The organism is Kitasatospora sp. CMC57, assembly GCF_045866025.2.
Lineage (GTDB): Bacteria > Actinomycetota > Actinomycetes > Streptomycetales > Streptomycetaceae > Kitasatospora.
On sequence record NZ_AP035881.2, the window covers coordinates 5,685,133 to 5,698,387 of the forward strand.

15 protein-coding genes are annotated in these 13,255 nt (G+C 72.9%); 7 read left to right on the forward strand and 8 right to left on the reverse strand.

The annotated features are described in order from the left end of the window. Window positions 1-121 precede the first annotated feature (121 nt). Together ACKUU6_RS25375 and ACKUU6_RS25380 are read left to right on the forward strand one after the other, a co-directional pair. Window positions 122-1,669, forward strand: a complete 1,548-nt coding sequence (locus ACKUU6_RS25375; protein ID WP_407990873.1) for a DNA-3-methyladenine glycosylase 2 family protein — start codon at window positions 122-124, stop codon at window positions 1,667-1,669. After that, complete coding sequence (locus ACKUU6_RS25380; protein WP_407990874.1) at window positions 1,666-2,169, forward strand: methylated-DNA--[protein]-cysteine S-methyltransferase; 504 nt, start codon at window positions 1,666-1,668, stop codon at window positions 2,167-2,169. The genes ACKUU6_RS25375 and ACKUU6_RS25380 overlap by 4 nt, the downstream gene beginning before the upstream one ends. 49 nt (window positions 2,170-2,218) lie before the next feature. On the opposite strand, the gene ACKUU6_RS25385 is transcribed toward ACKUU6_RS25380, so the two are convergent. Further along, window positions 2,219-2,770 carry a MarR family winged helix-turn-helix transcriptional regulator gene (locus ACKUU6_RS25385; RefSeq protein ID WP_407990875.1) on the reverse strand — a complete coding sequence of 184 codons (552 nt, stop codon included), beginning with the start codon at window positions 2,768-2,770 and terminating at the stop codon, window positions 2,219-2,221. 138 nt (window positions 2,771-2,908) lie between these two features. Here ACKUU6_RS25385 and ACKUU6_RS25390 point away from each other — a divergent pair, with 138 nt between their 5' ends. Then, complete coding sequence (locus ACKUU6_RS25390) at window positions 2,909-4,345, forward strand: MFS transporter (RefSeq protein ID WP_407990876.1); 1,437 nt, start codon at window positions 2,909-2,911, stop codon at window positions 4,343-4,345. A gap of 66 nt (window positions 4,346-4,411) precedes the next feature. On the opposite strand, the gene ACKUU6_RS25395 is transcribed toward ACKUU6_RS25390, so the two are convergent. The 3 genes from ACKUU6_RS25395 to ACKUU6_RS25405 form a co-directional block, all read right to left on the reverse strand. After that, complete coding sequence (locus tag ACKUU6_RS25395) at window positions 4,412-5,092, reverse strand: DUF305 domain-containing protein (protein WP_407990877.1); 681 nt, start codon at window positions 5,090-5,092, stop codon at window positions 4,412-4,414. Beyond that, on the reverse strand, window positions 5,074-5,754 hold the full coding sequence (locus ACKUU6_RS25400; RefSeq protein ID WP_407990878.1) for a DUF3105 domain-containing protein: 681 nt from the start codon (window positions 5,752-5,754) through the stop codon (window positions 5,074-5,076). The genes ACKUU6_RS25395 and ACKUU6_RS25400 overlap by 19 nt, the downstream gene beginning before the upstream one ends. 135 nt (window positions 5,755-5,889) lie before the next feature. Continuing rightward, window positions 5,890-6,378: a hypothetical protein gene (locus tag ACKUU6_RS25405; RefSeq protein WP_407990879.1), complete on the reverse strand. Its 489-nt coding sequence runs from the start codon at window positions 6,376-6,378 to the stop codon at window positions 5,890-5,892. A 251-nt stretch (window positions 6,379-6,629) separates the two neighbouring features. Here ACKUU6_RS25405 and ACKUU6_RS25410 point away from each other — a divergent pair, with 251 nt between their 5' ends. Continuing rightward, on the forward strand, window positions 6,630-8,123 hold the full coding sequence (locus ACKUU6_RS25410; RefSeq protein ID WP_407990880.1) for a protein phosphatase 2C domain-containing protein: 1,494 nt from the start codon (window positions 6,630-6,632) through the stop codon (window positions 8,121-8,123). A gap of 50 nt (window positions 8,124-8,173) precedes the next feature. Here ACKUU6_RS25410 and ACKUU6_RS25415 read toward each other — a convergent pair whose 3' ends face one another. Further along, on the reverse strand, window positions 8,174-8,773 hold the full coding sequence (locus ACKUU6_RS25415; RefSeq protein ID WP_407990881.1) for a TetR family transcriptional regulator C-terminal domain-containing protein: 600 nt from the start codon (window positions 8,771-8,773) through the stop codon (window positions 8,174-8,176). A 135-nt stretch (window positions 8,774-8,908) separates the two neighbouring features. On the opposite strand from ACKUU6_RS25415, the gene ACKUU6_RS25420 reads away from it, so the two are divergent. Beyond that, complete coding sequence (locus tag ACKUU6_RS25420; RefSeq protein ID WP_407990882.1) at window positions 8,909-9,355, forward strand: DNA-binding protein; 447 nt, start codon at window positions 8,909-8,911, stop codon at window positions 9,353-9,355. 16 nt (window positions 9,356-9,371) lie between these two features. On the opposite strand, the gene ACKUU6_RS25425 is transcribed toward ACKUU6_RS25420, so the two are convergent. Continuing rightward, entirely contained in the window at window positions 9,372-9,662 is a 291-nt protein-coding gene (locus ACKUU6_RS25425; RefSeq protein WP_407990883.1) for a hypothetical protein, read from the reverse strand. 180 nt (window positions 9,663-9,842) lie between these two features. On the opposite strand from ACKUU6_RS25425, the gene ACKUU6_RS25430 reads away from it, so the two are divergent. Both ACKUU6_RS25430 and ACKUU6_RS25435 read left to right on the forward strand, forming a co-directional pair. Further along, entirely contained in the window at window positions 9,843-10,562 is a 720-nt protein-coding gene (locus tag ACKUU6_RS25430; RefSeq protein ID WP_407990884.1) for a dienelactone hydrolase family protein, read from the forward strand. A 471-nt stretch (window positions 10,563-11,033) separates the two neighbouring features. Next, entirely contained in the window at window positions 11,034-11,210 is a 177-nt protein-coding gene (locus tag ACKUU6_RS25435) for an NUDIX hydrolase (protein WP_407990885.1), read from the forward strand. Window positions 11,211-11,433: 223 nt separating this feature from the next. Here the strand turns inward: ACKUU6_RS25435 and ACKUU6_RS25440 are convergent, their stop codons facing one another. After that, a complete protein-coding gene (locus ACKUU6_RS25440; protein ID WP_407990886.1) occupies window positions 11,434-11,958 on the reverse strand; it encodes a flavoprotein in 525 nt (174 codons plus the stop codon). A gap of 220 nt (window positions 11,959-12,178) precedes the next feature. Further along, window positions 12,179-13,219 (reverse strand): agmatine deiminase family protein, encoded by a 1,041-nt coding sequence (locus ACKUU6_RS25445; RefSeq protein WP_407990887.1) that lies wholly within the window; start codon window positions 13,217-13,219, stop codon window positions 12,179-12,181. Window positions 13,220-13,255: the final 36 nt, after the last annotated feature.

Here is a 13,255-nt window from a genome sequence, read left to right on the forward strand (position 1 = left end):
AGCGCTCCCAAGAATCACCGTGGCCATCCAGTGGTGGAGTCGGCGGACAAGATCGTCAGGTCCGACCTGTGTGTCGGATTTCCGCCAGTCGACGCCTGGCGAGTGCCGCAGACTGGAGGGCGTGACCCAGACTCCGACCGACGACGACACCAGGTACCGGGCGGTGGACAGCCGCGATGCCCGCTTCGACGGCGTGTTCTTCACGGCCGTCAGCAGCACCGGCATCTACTGCCGCCCGAGTTGCCCCGCCGTGACCCCCAAGCGGGTCAACTGCACCTTCTACCCGACGGCCGCCGCCGCTCAGGGCGCGGGCTACCGGGCCTGCCGCCGGTGCCGCCCCGACTCGGTGCCCGGCTCGCCGGAGTGGAACCACCGGGCCGACCTGGTGGGCCGGGCGATGCGTCTGATCGGCGACGGCGTGGTGGACCGCGAGGGCGTGGCCGGCCTGGCCGAGCGGCTCGGGTACAGCTCTCGCCAGGTGCAGCGGCAGCTGACCGCGGAGCTCGGCGCCGGACCGATCGCCCTGGCCAGGGCGCAGCGCGCGCAGACCGCCCGGCTGCTGCTGCAGACCACCGGACTCCCGGTCACCGAGATCGCGTTCGCGGCCGGATTCTCCTCGGTGCGGCAGTTCAACGACACCGTCCGCGAGGTCTACGACCGCACCCCGAGCGGCCTGCGGGCCGAACGGAACGGCCACCGCAGCGGCACCGTGACTCCCGGGTCGATCGGCCTCCGGCTGGCGTACCGGGGCACGCTGGACAGCGACCACCTGCTGGACTTCCTGGCGCTGCGCGCCGTACCCGGCGTGGAGGAGGTGGTGCCCGGCGCGGCGCCCGGCGTGCGCACCTACCGGCGCACCCTGGCGCTGCCGTACGGCCACGCCATCGCCGAGGTGGACGGCCTGGGCGCCGGGGGCCCGGCGAACCGTGGCTGGCTGGACTGCCGGCTACAGCTCACCGACCTGCGCGACCTCACCACCGCTGTGCACCGGCTCCGCGCGCTCTTCGACCTGGACGCCGACCCCGACGCGGTGGACGGCCAGCTCGGCGCCGACCCGGTGCTCGGCGAGCTGGTCCGGGGCCGCCCCGGCGTGCGCTCCCCGGGGCACGTGGACCCGCACGAGCTCGCGGTGCGCGCCGTCCTCGGTCAGCAGATCACCGTGGCAGCCGCCCGGACGCTGGCCGCGCGGCTGAGTGAGCGGTACGGCGTCGCGCTGCCCGAGGCCAGCGGCGGCCTGCGACTGCTGTTCCCCACGGCAGGAGCACTCGCCGAGGCCGACTCCGCCGACCTGGCGATGCCGGACTCCCGGCGCCGTGCCCTGCGCGGGCTCTGCGCGGCCCTGGCCGACGGCACCCTCCGGCTGGACGGCGGAGCCGACCGCGAGGCCGCCGCCGTCGAGCTGCTCGCCCTGCCGGGCATCGGGCCGTGGACGGTCGGCTACCTGCGGATGCGCGCGCTCGGAGACCCGGACGTCTTCCTGCCGAGCGACGTCGGCGTCAGGCACGGCCTGCAACGGCTCGGCCACCCCGGCGACCCCAGGGCGGCGGTCCTGGCGGGAGCATCCTGGGCGCCCTGGCGCTCGTACGCGGTACACCGCCTGTGGGCCTCACTGGCTCCAGCACCTCCAGCACTACGAACTGACCGGGTATCAGAAGGAGTTCGGGCATGACCACGGTGTTCACCACGATGGAGAGCCCGCTGGGCCGCCTGCTGCTCAGCGGCACCCTGGGCCCGGACGGTTCGCTCGCCCTGCAGACGGTCACCGCCCCCGGCCAGAAGGGGGCCCTGGACGAACCGGCTGACGGCTGGCTGCACGATCCGGAGGCGTTCGAGGCCGTGATCCGCCAGCTCGACGCGTACTTCGCGGGGGAGCTGACCACCTTCGACCTTCCGTTGGCGCCGGTGGGCACCGAGTTCCGGCGACGGATCTGGGCGGCCCTCGCCGAGATCCCGTACGGAGAGACCGTCACCTATGGGGAGTTGGGCGCGCTCGCGGGCCAAGCTCCCACGGCCGTACGGGCGGTCGGTGGCGCCGTCGGTGCCAACCCGCTGCTGGTGGTCCTGCCGTGTCACCGGGTGCTCGGGGCGAACGGTGCGCTGACCGGCTTCGCGGCGGGCATCGACCGCAAGCGGCACCTGCTGGCGTTGGAGCGCGGTTCGCTGTTCTAGCGTGGTCGGCTGACCCGGGTTCCGGCGCGGTTGGCTGACCGACGCGGCGTCAGCGGTCCTCGGACGGTGAGCCGGTGCCGGACAGGGCTCTGGCGAGCAGTTCCAGGCCGGGAAGGGCCTGCATCACGGCGTCCCGGTCGGCGCCTGGAAGGCTTTCGAGGGCGGTGGCGAGGCGGCGCTCGTGGGCGTGCTGCCAGTCGCGGAGCTGCTGGTGGCCCGCCTCGGTGAGCGCGATGCGGGCGGTGCGGCGGTCGCCGGGATCGGGCTGGCGGTCGACGAAGCCCGCCTCGAGGAGCTTGCCGATCAGGCCGCTGACGGTGTTGGGCGCGAGGCGCTGACGGGCCGCCAGCTCGCCGACCCGGAGCGGCGCGGCGGCCAGGGTCTGGAGCAGTTCGACCTGGGCCATCGGCAGCGACTCCCAGGGGTAGTCGGTCCGGATGCTGCTGCGCAGGGCGCGGCGGAGACGGGTGATCACGTCGGTCAGCCGCTGGGCCAGCGCGACGGCCGCGGCATCCTCCAGGACGGACCGGTCGTCCGCCGGACGGCCTGCCGCCGGGGAGTAGTGCTCGGCGGACGGATCGGTGTCGGGCTGCGGAGACATGGGCGACAGCGTAGCGCGCGGGCGCCGTACACCTGTCGGTAGGTGACCTGTTCTGCCCGCGAGCACATCCGGTGCGGATCAGGTCGTCGGTCGAGCAGCTCGATTGAAGAATATCTCTGGCACAGATATATTTTCGGGGTGAGCACCCACCCGCGCCCGACCCTCGCCCAGCGCCTGCTGGCCGAGCGCCCCCGCCCGCGCGCGGTGGCCGGCTGGCGACACGCGCACTGGCTGGCCGTCGGTACGGTCTGTCTAGGAGCATTCCTCGGTCAGCTCACCGCGAGCATCACCGCGCTGGTCTTCCCGGAACTGGAGCGGGCCTTCGACGCCAGCTTCGCGGGCGTCGAGTGGGTAGCACTCGCGTACCTGCTGGTCCTGGTGGCGCTGCTGGCCCCGATCGGACGGCTCTCCGACCTGGTCGGCCGGAAGACCGTCTACCTGGGCGGCTTCGGCGTCTTCGCGCTGGCCTCGCTCGGCGCCGGGCTGGCCGACGGCCTCGGCGCGCTGGTGGCCTGCCGGGCGGTCCAGGCGGTCGGCGGCGCGATGATGCAGGCGAACAGCGTCGCCCTGGTGGCCCGGGGCGTCCCCGAGCGGGCGATGCGTACCGCGCTCGGCATCCAGGCCGCCGCCCAGGCCCTGGGCCTGGCTCTCGGACCGACCCTCGGCGGCCTGCTGGTGCAGCACGTCTCCTGGCGCTGGGTGTTCTGGATCAACGTTCCGATCGGCCTGCTCGGCATCGTCGCGGGCTGGTTCCTGCTGCCGCGCACCTACCCGGACGGGCGGCCCCGGCAGCCCCGCCGCGACGGCCGGTTCGACCTGGCGGGGCTCCTGCTGCTGGCCGGCTGCTCGACCGCCTTCCTGCTGGCCCTCTCCACCGCCTCCGGACTGCCGCTCCCCGGCTGGGCGGTGGCCGCACTGCTGCTCGCGGCCGTCGCGCTCGCCCTGGCGCTGGCCCGGCAGGAGCAGCGCGCCGACCGCCCGCTGATCCCGCCAGGGCTGATCAACACCCCCGGCATCCGGACCGGACTGCTGATCGCCCTGGTCGGTTACCTGCTGCTGTTCTGCCCGCTGGTGCTGGGCCCGGTGATGCTGGTCGGCGCGGGTGTGCCGGTGGCCACCGCCGGGCTGGTGATCACCGCGCTGCCCGCCGCCTTCGCGGTCGCGGCCACCGTCGGGGCCGGTCTGCTGCCCGACTCCTGGTCGGACGCCGTCCGCTGTCGCCGCGGTGCCCTGGTGGCGGCGCTCGGCCTCGGGCTGCTGGCGGTGGTCCCCGCCACTCCGGCGGTGACCCTCCTCCCGCTGGTGGTGGCGGGCTACGGCCTCGGGCTGCTGCTCCCCGCCAACAACGCGCTGGTGATGCGCGCGATCCCGCCCGCCAGTTCGGCGGTCGGCGGCGGGTTGGTCAACATGGTGCGCGGACTCGGTACCGCCCTGGGCACCGCCCTGCCGGTGCTGGCCGTCCACCTGGCGGGCCATCAGTCCGGCGGACGCTCGGTCCTCGCCCTGCTCACCCTGGTCGCGGTCGCGGCCGCCATCCTGGCGGTCCGGGTCCGGACCAGCGCACCGCGCTCCTGAGGAACGCCGAAGGGTGCGGTCGGACGCTCCCGTCCGACCGCACCCTCAACGGTGCCGCGCCTGCTCCTAGGAGAGCGGCTTGGCGCCGCGCTCGGCCAGCATGCCGGTGATCAGGTCGATCTCCGAACGCTGGCCGTTCACCATGGTCTGGGCGAGCCGCTTCTCGACCGCGTTGGTACCGGTGTCCAGGTAGCCCTGGGCCATCTCGACCCCGCCCTTGTGGTGCTCGATCATCAGCTGGAGGTAGTAGACCTCCGCCTCCTGGCCACTGAGCGAACGCAGCTTCGCCAGCTCGGTGTTGGTCGCCATCCCGGGCATCAGCGAACCGTCGTGCGGCTCGTACTGGTGGTCCATCTTCATCCAGGCCATCGGCTTGGTGCCCGAGTGCTGGGTCAGGTCCCACTGGTCGAGCCAGCCCATCATCATGCCCCGCTGGTTGGCCTGGGTGTTGATGATGTCGAAGGCCAGGCCGCGCACGTCGGTGGCCTGGGTCCGGTCCCGGACGATGAACGACAGGTCGATGGCCTGCTGGTGATGGGTCGCCATGTCCCGGGCGAAGCCGGCCTCCGCCGACTCCTGCGCGGGTGCGGAGGACACCGAGCCACTCGCGTCCGGGCCACCGGCCACCAGCGCGGGCACGCCGAGGCCGAGCGCCACGGCGGCCGCCAGCGCGGCGGGCCACCAGAGCCGACGCCGATCGGCCCCGGTCCCGGCCGACTCCTCTGCGACTACTGGGCGGTGCTGCACGACGCCCCCGGCTCCTGGGTCTGCGGGCCCTGGACGTACTTGGTGAAGAAGCTCGCCACCCGGGGGTCGCTCGCGCTGTCCACCGTCAGCTGGGTGCCCCACGCGGTCAGCGTGATGGTGCCCGCCTCGTCCGGGTACGGGCTCATGAAGGAGTACGGGGTGGTCTTCACTTTGGTGGAGAGCGTGGTGATGTCGTCGGCCGAGGCCTTGGCGTTGTAGGACACCCAGACCGCGCCGTGCTCGAGCGCGTGCACGGCGTTCTCGTTCTCGACCGGCTTGTCGTAGACGGTGCCCATGCAGTTCAGCCAGACCGGGCTGTGGTCGCCACCGACCGGCGGGACCTGCGGGTACGTCACCTTCGTCGTGACGTGGTTGCGGGTCAGGTTGTCGAAGGTCTTGACGCCGTCGATCGGCGCCTTGGCGGCGGCCGCCTCCTTGTCCTTCTTCTGCTTGGCGTCGAGCGCGATCCACGCACCGCCGCCCACCATGCCGGCGAGCAGCACGGCGGCCGCGCCGATCGCGATGAACTTGTTGCGGCGGTCGCGGCGCTGCTCCTCGGCACGCAGCTCGGCGATCCGGGCGCGGCGGTCCGCAGTGGTCGGGCGGACGTTCGACTTGCCCTTGCCGGGCTTGGTCGGTTGCTGCTTGGCGGCGGAACCCATGGAAGTTGTCCTTGTCCCCGGCGGGCTCTGCCCGCTCGGCGGTGTACGGATTGGCAGGGGAAGCGGAGCCGTCCGAGGCACGGTCGGCCGTGACCGGCGGTCGTCGGCCGGTCGGGTTCGGACGGTGGGTTCCGCTCAGCTCAACTGGACCTGGAGCGCGTGCAGGTCGGGCGCCAGGTCCGGGCCGCCCAGGGCGGTGAGCACCGGCGGCGCGGGCAGTGCCTGGGGCGGGACCAGCCGGGCGGGCACCGCGGGTACGGGCTGCGGCGGCGCGTTCGGCAGCTGCGACTCCTGGCCGCAGTACGGGTGGCTGGCGCAGCCGCTGCCGGGGTTGGGCCGTTCGCCGTCCACCGTGCACCAGGTCGGCGGCAGCCGTTCGGCGCCCTGGCCCCGCTGCGCATGGTGGTGCACGGCCCCGTGGGCCGCAGCGACCGCAGTCGGCTGAGCCGTCACGGTGGTCAGCGGAGCCGGGGCGGCCGTCCTGGCGACGGCGTGCGCGCGGCCCGCGCACGGCAGTACCGCGAGCAGACCTGCCAGTAGCAGCACCCACAGCGCGGCGGCGGGGCGGCCGGTGATCGTGGCCCTCCCCGGCTGCTGCGGTGCGTAAGCCCCTGGCGCGGTCATGCGCACATATTAATCAGCCGAACGGGTGAGGGTAGAGCCCCTCGTGGGGTCTCGTTCTCCGCAGTTCACGCTGAGAACGTGCAGTTCGGCACGGTTTCGGCCGGTCCCGACCACCCTTCGCGGCCTTGCGCCCACGGGGTGACCGGTTGTCGCCGATTCCCGGACACCGTCGTTCTCCTTGGGGACAATGACGTCGAGCCCGGGGCCCAGGCCCGCTCGGCAGTCGGCAGACACGGACGAGGAGCAGCCGGATGAGCAACCAGGGCGCACCACCGCAACGCGGCGACGGCTGGTGGCACGAGGTCTACACGGGCCCGGCCGCCACCCTGCGGGACGCACCGGACACCCGGGACGACGACGTGACGGTGGACGACTGGTTCGACTCGGCGGCCGGGATGATCGGCGCGCAGCGTACGGGCGAGGCCGTGCCGGACGCGGGGGCTGCGGCGGAGGCGGAGTCGGTGTCGGATGTTGCCGGCGGGTTGTCGGTGGACGAGTGGTTCGACTCGGCGCTCGGGATGATCGGGTCCCAGCGCAGCACCGACGCCGTGGTGGCCGCCGGGCCGGACGAGAGCGAGTCGGGTGACGACCCGGCAGTTGACGGTCCGTCCGCCGATGCCTTTGCCACCGACACCTCGGTCGCTGACGTCGCGCCTTCCGCGACCTCGGCCGCCATTCCCGAGGCGGCCCCGCTCCCGGACGAGCCGGCGCCGGTCGCTGCCGAGCAGCCCGTCGAGGAGACGGTGGTCCCGGCGGCCGACGCCCTGAGCTCGGTCGCGCCGCTGCCGCCCGCCGCCCGCCGCGCGTACGACCAGCAGCCCGTCCCGCACGTCGGCGACCGCCCGCCGACCTACGGCCCCGAGCCCACGGCCGTCGCGAAGGCGGAGCCGGACGGGCTCGCCCTCCTGACGCCGGACACCGTCCTGGAGGGCGCCCAGTACGGCAGCGCCACGCTGCGCGCTGTCTCGGTCCGGGGCGACTCTGCGCGCCACCGGGGTGAGCTGCGCCGGGACGCGCTGCTCATCACCCGGTTCGGCGAATGTGAGGAGGGGCTTCTGCTCGCGGTGGTCGCCACCACCTCCGCCACGGCCCAACCCTCGCCTCTCGCCGCCGAGGCCTGCCGCCAGCTCGCCGCCGCGATCGGCCGCAGTCGTACGGAGCTCGCCGCAGACCTGCGCGCCGGGGCACGTGACCGGCTCCGCTATGGGCTCCAGCGCCTCACCATCAGCGCGTTCGCACCGCTGCGCGCCCCGGGCGCGACCCCGGACGTTGCGGGGATCGCGGACATCACCGCCCGGGACCCTGACGGAGCGTCCGACGGCGGTTCCGAAGAGCAGTCCGCCGCAGCGCTGCACTGTCTGCTGCTCTCGCTCGACCCGGCGGCCACCCACCGGGCAGCCTTCGGCCTGGGCCCGAGCGGGCTGTACCTGCTCCGCTCCGGGCACTGGATCGACGCCTACGCCGCCCGGCTCCTGCACCACCCGGACGGTCACCTGCCGCCCGAAGCCCCCTCGCCCCGCCCGTTCCGGTTCCGGCTGGTCCCGGCCACGCCCGGCGACATCCTGCTCCTCTGCACCCCTGGCCTGGCCGACCCGCTCGCCGACGAACCGGCCGTCGCCCACTTCCTGGCCAACCACTGGGCCCACCCGCACCCGCCGGGCACGGTCGACTTCCTCCGCCAGATCCAGGTCCGAGCCAAGGGCTACTCCGCCGACCGCACCGCCGCCGCACTCTGGACCGAGTGAGCGGAGAACCGCCCGTTCCGGTCACCGGGTCGCGTGGTGGTGCGGGACGGTCAGCCGCCCAGCAGCGCCCGGGCCACCGACGCGACCTGGGCGGCCGCGTCCGTCCGGCTGGCGCCGGGTAGGCCGATCGCGACCGGGACCGCGAGGCCGTCCAGCAATGCACGGAGTTGGACGGCCCGGTCGGCTGCACCGTCCGCCGTGAACTCGCCGCCCCCCACGCCCTCCTCGATCAGCGCCACCAGGTCGGCCTGCCAGGGAGCCTCGATCTCCAGCTGCCCCTGCCGGATCTCCGCGCTGGCGGGGGAGCGGCCCCAGACCTCCAGCCAGAGGATCCAGCGCGGATCGCCGGGACCCTCGGGAAGGTACAACTCCACGTACTCGGTAAGTCGTTGACGAGCCGTCAGGTTCTCGTCGGTCAGGGCGAGGCGCCGCCGTTCGCCGAGCTGCTCCTCGCTCCAGCGGAGGGTCTCCAGTAGCAGCTGGTCCTTGCTGCCGAAGTAGTAGAGCAGGTGTCCTGCGCTCATCTGGAGCTGCTTGCCGAGTGCGGCCATGGTCAGCTTGGCCAGCCCGTGTTCGGCGATCGCCGTCCGGGCGGTGGCGAAGACCTCCTCGCGGGGACGCGCGGGGCGCCGCGTCCGTGGCTCCGCCATCTGCCGTTCCTCCTGCTCAGGGATGGGTCCGGCCCAGCTTCTCACGGTCGGAGGGGCTGAGGTGGTTGCACTGTTGAACGGATTGTTTGCAATCAAGTGTTGTCAACGGATGCCGTGATTGCCTACGGTGGGTCCATGAGCGAGGACAGCAAAGTGCAGCTCTCCGCCCCGTTCGACGTGCCGGACGTGGCCGAAGCGCACGAGAAGCGGCAGTACCCGGCCCTGCTCCGGATCACCGAGCGGCACGCCCACGGTGAAGCCCGTACCCGCTGGGAGGAGCGGCGGATGCCGCTCGGCCCGGTGGACGCCTGGCGACGGGTCGTGATGCTGGCCGGTGGCAGCGAGGTGCCGGAGGAGGGTGAGGCGCCGGTCGACGCGGACGACCTTGCGGCCGCGTTGGCCCTGGTGCAGTGGGCCCGGGCGGAGGTCGACGAGTGGGAGCTCGGCCTGTTGGAGATGGCGCGTGGCCGGGGGCTGACCTGGCAGCAGATCGCCGCCAACCTCGGCCTCGGTTCCGCCCAGGCGGCCCGGCAGCGGCACCTGCGGCTGGCCGAACGGGCGCCGGCTCAGTCCGCAGGCTGAGCGGTCGTCAGTTCGCTTACGCCGCCCGGTCGGCCAAGGGTCTGGGGGCGCGCCGCCAGGTGGCACCCAGGCAGCCGGGGTGGTGGGAAGCGTCCCTGGTTCGCCAGTCCCACTGGTCGGCCGGTCGCGGGCCGCTCGGCTTGCCCCAGCCCGCGAGGTGCAGCAGCCAGGTGGTGAGCGCGCCGCCGAGGATCACGGCGGCGCCGAGCCAGAGGCCGGTCACCCAGTCAGCGCACATCGAGACGCCCGCCGTGGTGAGCGCCCGCCTGGACGAGATCCGAGCAGCCAACGGGTCGGGCGGGGCCATCGCCGGGAATCCGCTTGGCCGCCCCCGGCGACGGCTGCTACGTTTCGGGTGGCCGTGCGAGAGAACGAGGAGGTGGTACCCGTGAACGCAGTATCGACATGGGTGCTCCCCTCCGGAGTCATGGTCGGGCGATAGGTCGTCCGGGAGCGCCGTACGTGAGCACTCCCGAAAGGCACGACCATGCAGTTCACCTCCGAGCAGCGCCTCGACAGCGGCATCCTCGAACGCGAATTCACCCTCTGCGAGATCCCCGGCGTCCTGTGGACGCCCGTCACCACCCCGGCTCCGCTGATCCTGATCGGCCACAACGGGGGCCTGCACAAGCGGGAACCGAGGCTGGTGGCCCGAGCCCGGTACTGCGCGGAGCAGGGCTACGCGGTGGCCGCCATCGACGCCCCCGGGCACGGCGACCGGCCCAGTTCCGCCGTGGACGAGCAGGCCCGCGCCGACCTCCGCCGGGCGATGCAGGCAGGCGAGCCGGTAGACGAGATCTTCGAATCCTTCGTCGTCCCGCTGGTCGACCAGGCGGTCCCGGAATGGCAGGCCACCCTGGACGCCCTCCTCGCGCTGCCCGAGATCGGCGGTCCCGTCGGGTACTCGGGAATGACCGCCATCGGCATCCGGCTGGCGGTGGTCGAGCCGCGCATCGCGGCCGCGGGCTTGTTCGCCGGGGGCTACGTGCCCCGCGCCCAACGCGAGGAGGCCCGGCAGGTCCGCATTCCGCTGCTTTTCCTGTTGCAGTGGGACGACCAAGGCAACCCCCGGCAACGGGCCCTGGACCTCTTCGACGCCTTCGGCAGCAAGGAGAAGACCCTGCACGCCAACGTGGGCGGCCACGCCGGCACCCCGTGGTTCGAGGTGGAGGACGGGGACCGGTTCTTCGGTCGACACCTGAAGTGATGCCGGGCCGTCGGGCCGCCGCCGGACAGTAGGCGAGGCCGCGCTGGTCGAGACCGGGCCCGTGGACCCCTGCCAACTCGGCAGAGGTCCACGGTCCCCGGGCCGATGAACGGCGAGGAGTAGGGAGGCCGCCGGCCCCAGGGCCCCGCCGCACGGACCCCGCTGGCGCGGTCTCCCCGAGACCGCCCCGCTGACCGGGGCCGGTGCGAGGCCGGCCGTCGGGTGCAGGGGCCGGCTCAGCATGCCGCCAGCCGGTGAGGGCCCAAACAGTACGAGAGCGCAGCCGGCAAGGGCCCATCCACCACATCGCCCGAGGTCAGCAGCTTCACCACCTCGACCTCCGGGAGCCACTCAACCCGGTCGCCTTACTCGCATCCACCGGCGCCCCGACCTCCTGACAGCCGGTCGCGTGGAAGCACCGGAACCGCGTCGTGCTGATGCCGTTGGTCGAGTACGACGCGCTCTCGGGAGGTGCCGGCCGGTTGGGCCGAGCCGGGCGAGGACCCGGCGGCGGCTGTCGCCCGGGAGATCGAGGAGGAGACCGGGTGGCGGCCCGCACAGGTGACGGCGTCGACCAGCTGTGCCGCTGCGAACCGACGGATTCGTCGCCCTTGCATCGCCACGCGCTCGCTCGACCCTGGCAAGTAAGTGCGGCCCGGACGGTCCGGTAGGGGCTCGGTTCGCCTGCCGGCTCGACCATTCGGGCCCGCACTGCGGACACGGTGCCAGTGCGGACGGCGCGGAGGCTGCTTGCGACCGGTGGGGGCGGGCCACGTCATGCGGAGGCCAGGCTGGATGGCATGGGCGCATTATGACCCGAAGCGGCGGGTCCGCTGCCCCGGCCCGACATGAGCCGCGCAGTGCTGCCCCGTCACATCTCCGAGACTGCGTCGAGCGCGTCGGCCCAGGGGTATGGGCCAGCCTGACCAGACGTGTGCGGAGTGAAGCCGTCAGGCCCGAGCAGCACTTGAGCGCCCGCGTCGCGAAGGGTCTGCACGCTCCGGCCGAACTGTGGGTGACTGGCGAGGGTGTCCTTCACGCACGGCATCACCGCCAGCGGTGCGCGCCGCCCCAGCGCCTCGACCGCATAGGCGATCGGCCACGAGGGAGTGAGGCCGAGCGCGATCGAGTTGACGGAGTTCAGCGTGGTCGGCGCCAGCAGCGCCACATCGGCGGGCGGCCGGTCGTCGCGCTCGCCGGGACGGCGGTACCGGCTCTTCACCCGATGGGCTGTCAGCTCGGTCAGCGCGTCGAACTCGCTCTCCAACCAACCAGCGGCGGTGGGCGTGAGCCCGACACATACGTCCCAACCCCGCACCTGGGCGGAGGTGACGGTGGCAGGGAGATCCAACACAGGTGGGGCGGCGGTGCCCAGCAGATACAGCACTCTCGACATGCCCGTCGTCCTCTCGGCCTGGATCGGTCGCGGGACCGACCGGTGATCGGTGCTGTCGGATCACCTGTCGCTGCCGGGAGTTGACGTGCCTCTGCCCGGACAGTGTCGCGGCGCGCATGAAGACTCGGTGCGAGCCGCACGAGTGGTGCGGAGGGCACTGACGTAGCAGGGTGCCGCACCGGACGCTGCGACACCCTGCCGACTCAGTCGATCCGGGGGATCAGGCCTGCGGCTGCTGCTGCGTGATGCAGTGGATCCCGCCGCCGTTGGCGAAGATCTCGCGGGCGTCGACCAGTTCGACCTTGCGGCCGGGGTAGGCCTCGGCCAGGAGGTCGGCGGCGGTCTGGTCGCGGGGGTCGTCGAAGGCGCAGAGGATGACGGCGCCGTTGGCGACGTAGTGGTTGATGTAGGAGTAGTCGACCGGTTCGTCGTCCTCGTCGGAGAGGACGGTGGGGGCGGGGAGTTCGATGACCTCGAGGGTGCGGCCCTGGGCGTCGGTGGCGGCGCGCAGGATGGCTACCAGTTCCTGGCAGACCTCGTGGTCGGGATGGGCGGGGTCGGGCTGGACGTGGGCGACCACGACGCCGGGGCGGACGAAGGAGGCGACGATGTCGATGTGGCCCCGAGTGCCGAACTCGTCGTAGTCGCGGGTGAGTCCGCGCGGCAGCCAGATGGCCTTGGAGGTGCCGAGCTGGGCGTGCAGTTCGGCCTCGACGGCCTCCTTGGTCCAGTCGAAGTTCCGGCCCTCGCCGAGCTGGACGGTCTCGGTGACCAGGACGGTGCCCTCGCCGTCGACGTGGATACCGCCGCCCTCGTTGATCAGCTCGGAGGCGAAGCGCCGGACGCCGGTCAGGCCCGTGATCTCCTCGGCGATGTGCTGGTCGTGCTCCCAGCGGGCCCAGGACTGGGCGCCCCAGCCGTTGAACACCCAGTCGGTGGCGGCGAGTTCACCGGAACCGTTGATCAGGAAGGTGGGGCCGATGTCCCGCATCCAGGCGTCGTCCAGCGGACGCTCGACCAGCTCGACCTCGGCGGCGACGTAGCGCCGGGCGTCGTCCAGCTCGCCGGTGTTGACGATCATGGTGACCGGCTCGTACCGGACGATGGTGTTGGCCACCCGGGCCCAGGCCTCACGGGCGGCGTGCAGGTGGTCCGGGGTGTCGAAGGTCGGGTTGTCGGTGGGGAACGCCATCCAGGTGCGCTCGTGCGGGTGCCATTCGGCGGGCATCCGGAAGCCGAGCGCGGCGGGGGTGTTGGTCATGAGGGTGTAGTCCTAAGCGAGTGGGGACCTGGGCGG

Bases quoted from the DNA above. Each gene is read 5' to 3' on its own strand.
- ACKUU6_RS25380 (WP_407990874.1), top strand. From the start codon at position 1,666: ATGACCACGGTGTTCACCACGATGGAGAGCCCGCTGGGCCGCCTGCTG.
- ACKUU6_RS25385 (WP_407990875.1), bottom strand. From the start codon at position 2,770: ATGTCTCCGCAGCCCGACACCGATCCGTCCGCCGAGCACTACTCCCCG.
- ACKUU6_RS25400 (WP_407990878.1), bottom strand. From the start codon at position 5,754: ATGGGTTCCGCCGCCAAGCAGCAACCGACCAAGCCCGGCAAGGGCAAG.
- ACKUU6_RS25405 (WP_407990879.1), bottom strand. From the start codon at position 6,378: ATGACCGCGCCAGGGGCTTACGCACCGCAGCAGCCGGGGAGGGCCACG.
- ACKUU6_RS25410 (WP_407990880.1), top strand. From the start codon at position 6,630: ATGAGCAACCAGGGCGCACCACCGCAACGCGGCGACGGCTGGTGGCAC.
- ACKUU6_RS25415 (WP_407990881.1), bottom strand. From the start codon at position 8,773: ATGGCGGAGCCACGGACGCGGCGCCCCGCGCGTCCCCGCGAGGAGGTC.
- ACKUU6_RS25420 (WP_407990882.1), top strand. From the start codon at position 8,909: ATGAGCGAGGACAGCAAAGTGCAGCTCTCCGCCCCGTTCGACGTGCCG.
- ACKUU6_RS25425 (WP_407990883.1), bottom strand. From the start codon at position 9,662: ATGGCCCCGCCCGACCCGTTGGCTGCTCGGATCTCGTCCAGGCGGGCG.
- ACKUU6_RS25430 (WP_407990884.1), top strand. From the start codon at position 9,843: ATGCAGTTCACCTCCGAGCAGCGCCTCGACAGCGGCATCCTCGAACGC.
- ACKUU6_RS25440 (WP_407990886.1), bottom strand. From the start codon at position 11,958: ATGTCGAGAGTGCTGTATCTGCTGGGCACCGCCGCCCCACCTGTGTTG.
- ACKUU6_RS25445 (WP_407990887.1), bottom strand. From the start codon at position 13,219: ATGACCAACACCCCCGCCGCGCTCGGCTTCCGGATGCCCGCCGAATGG.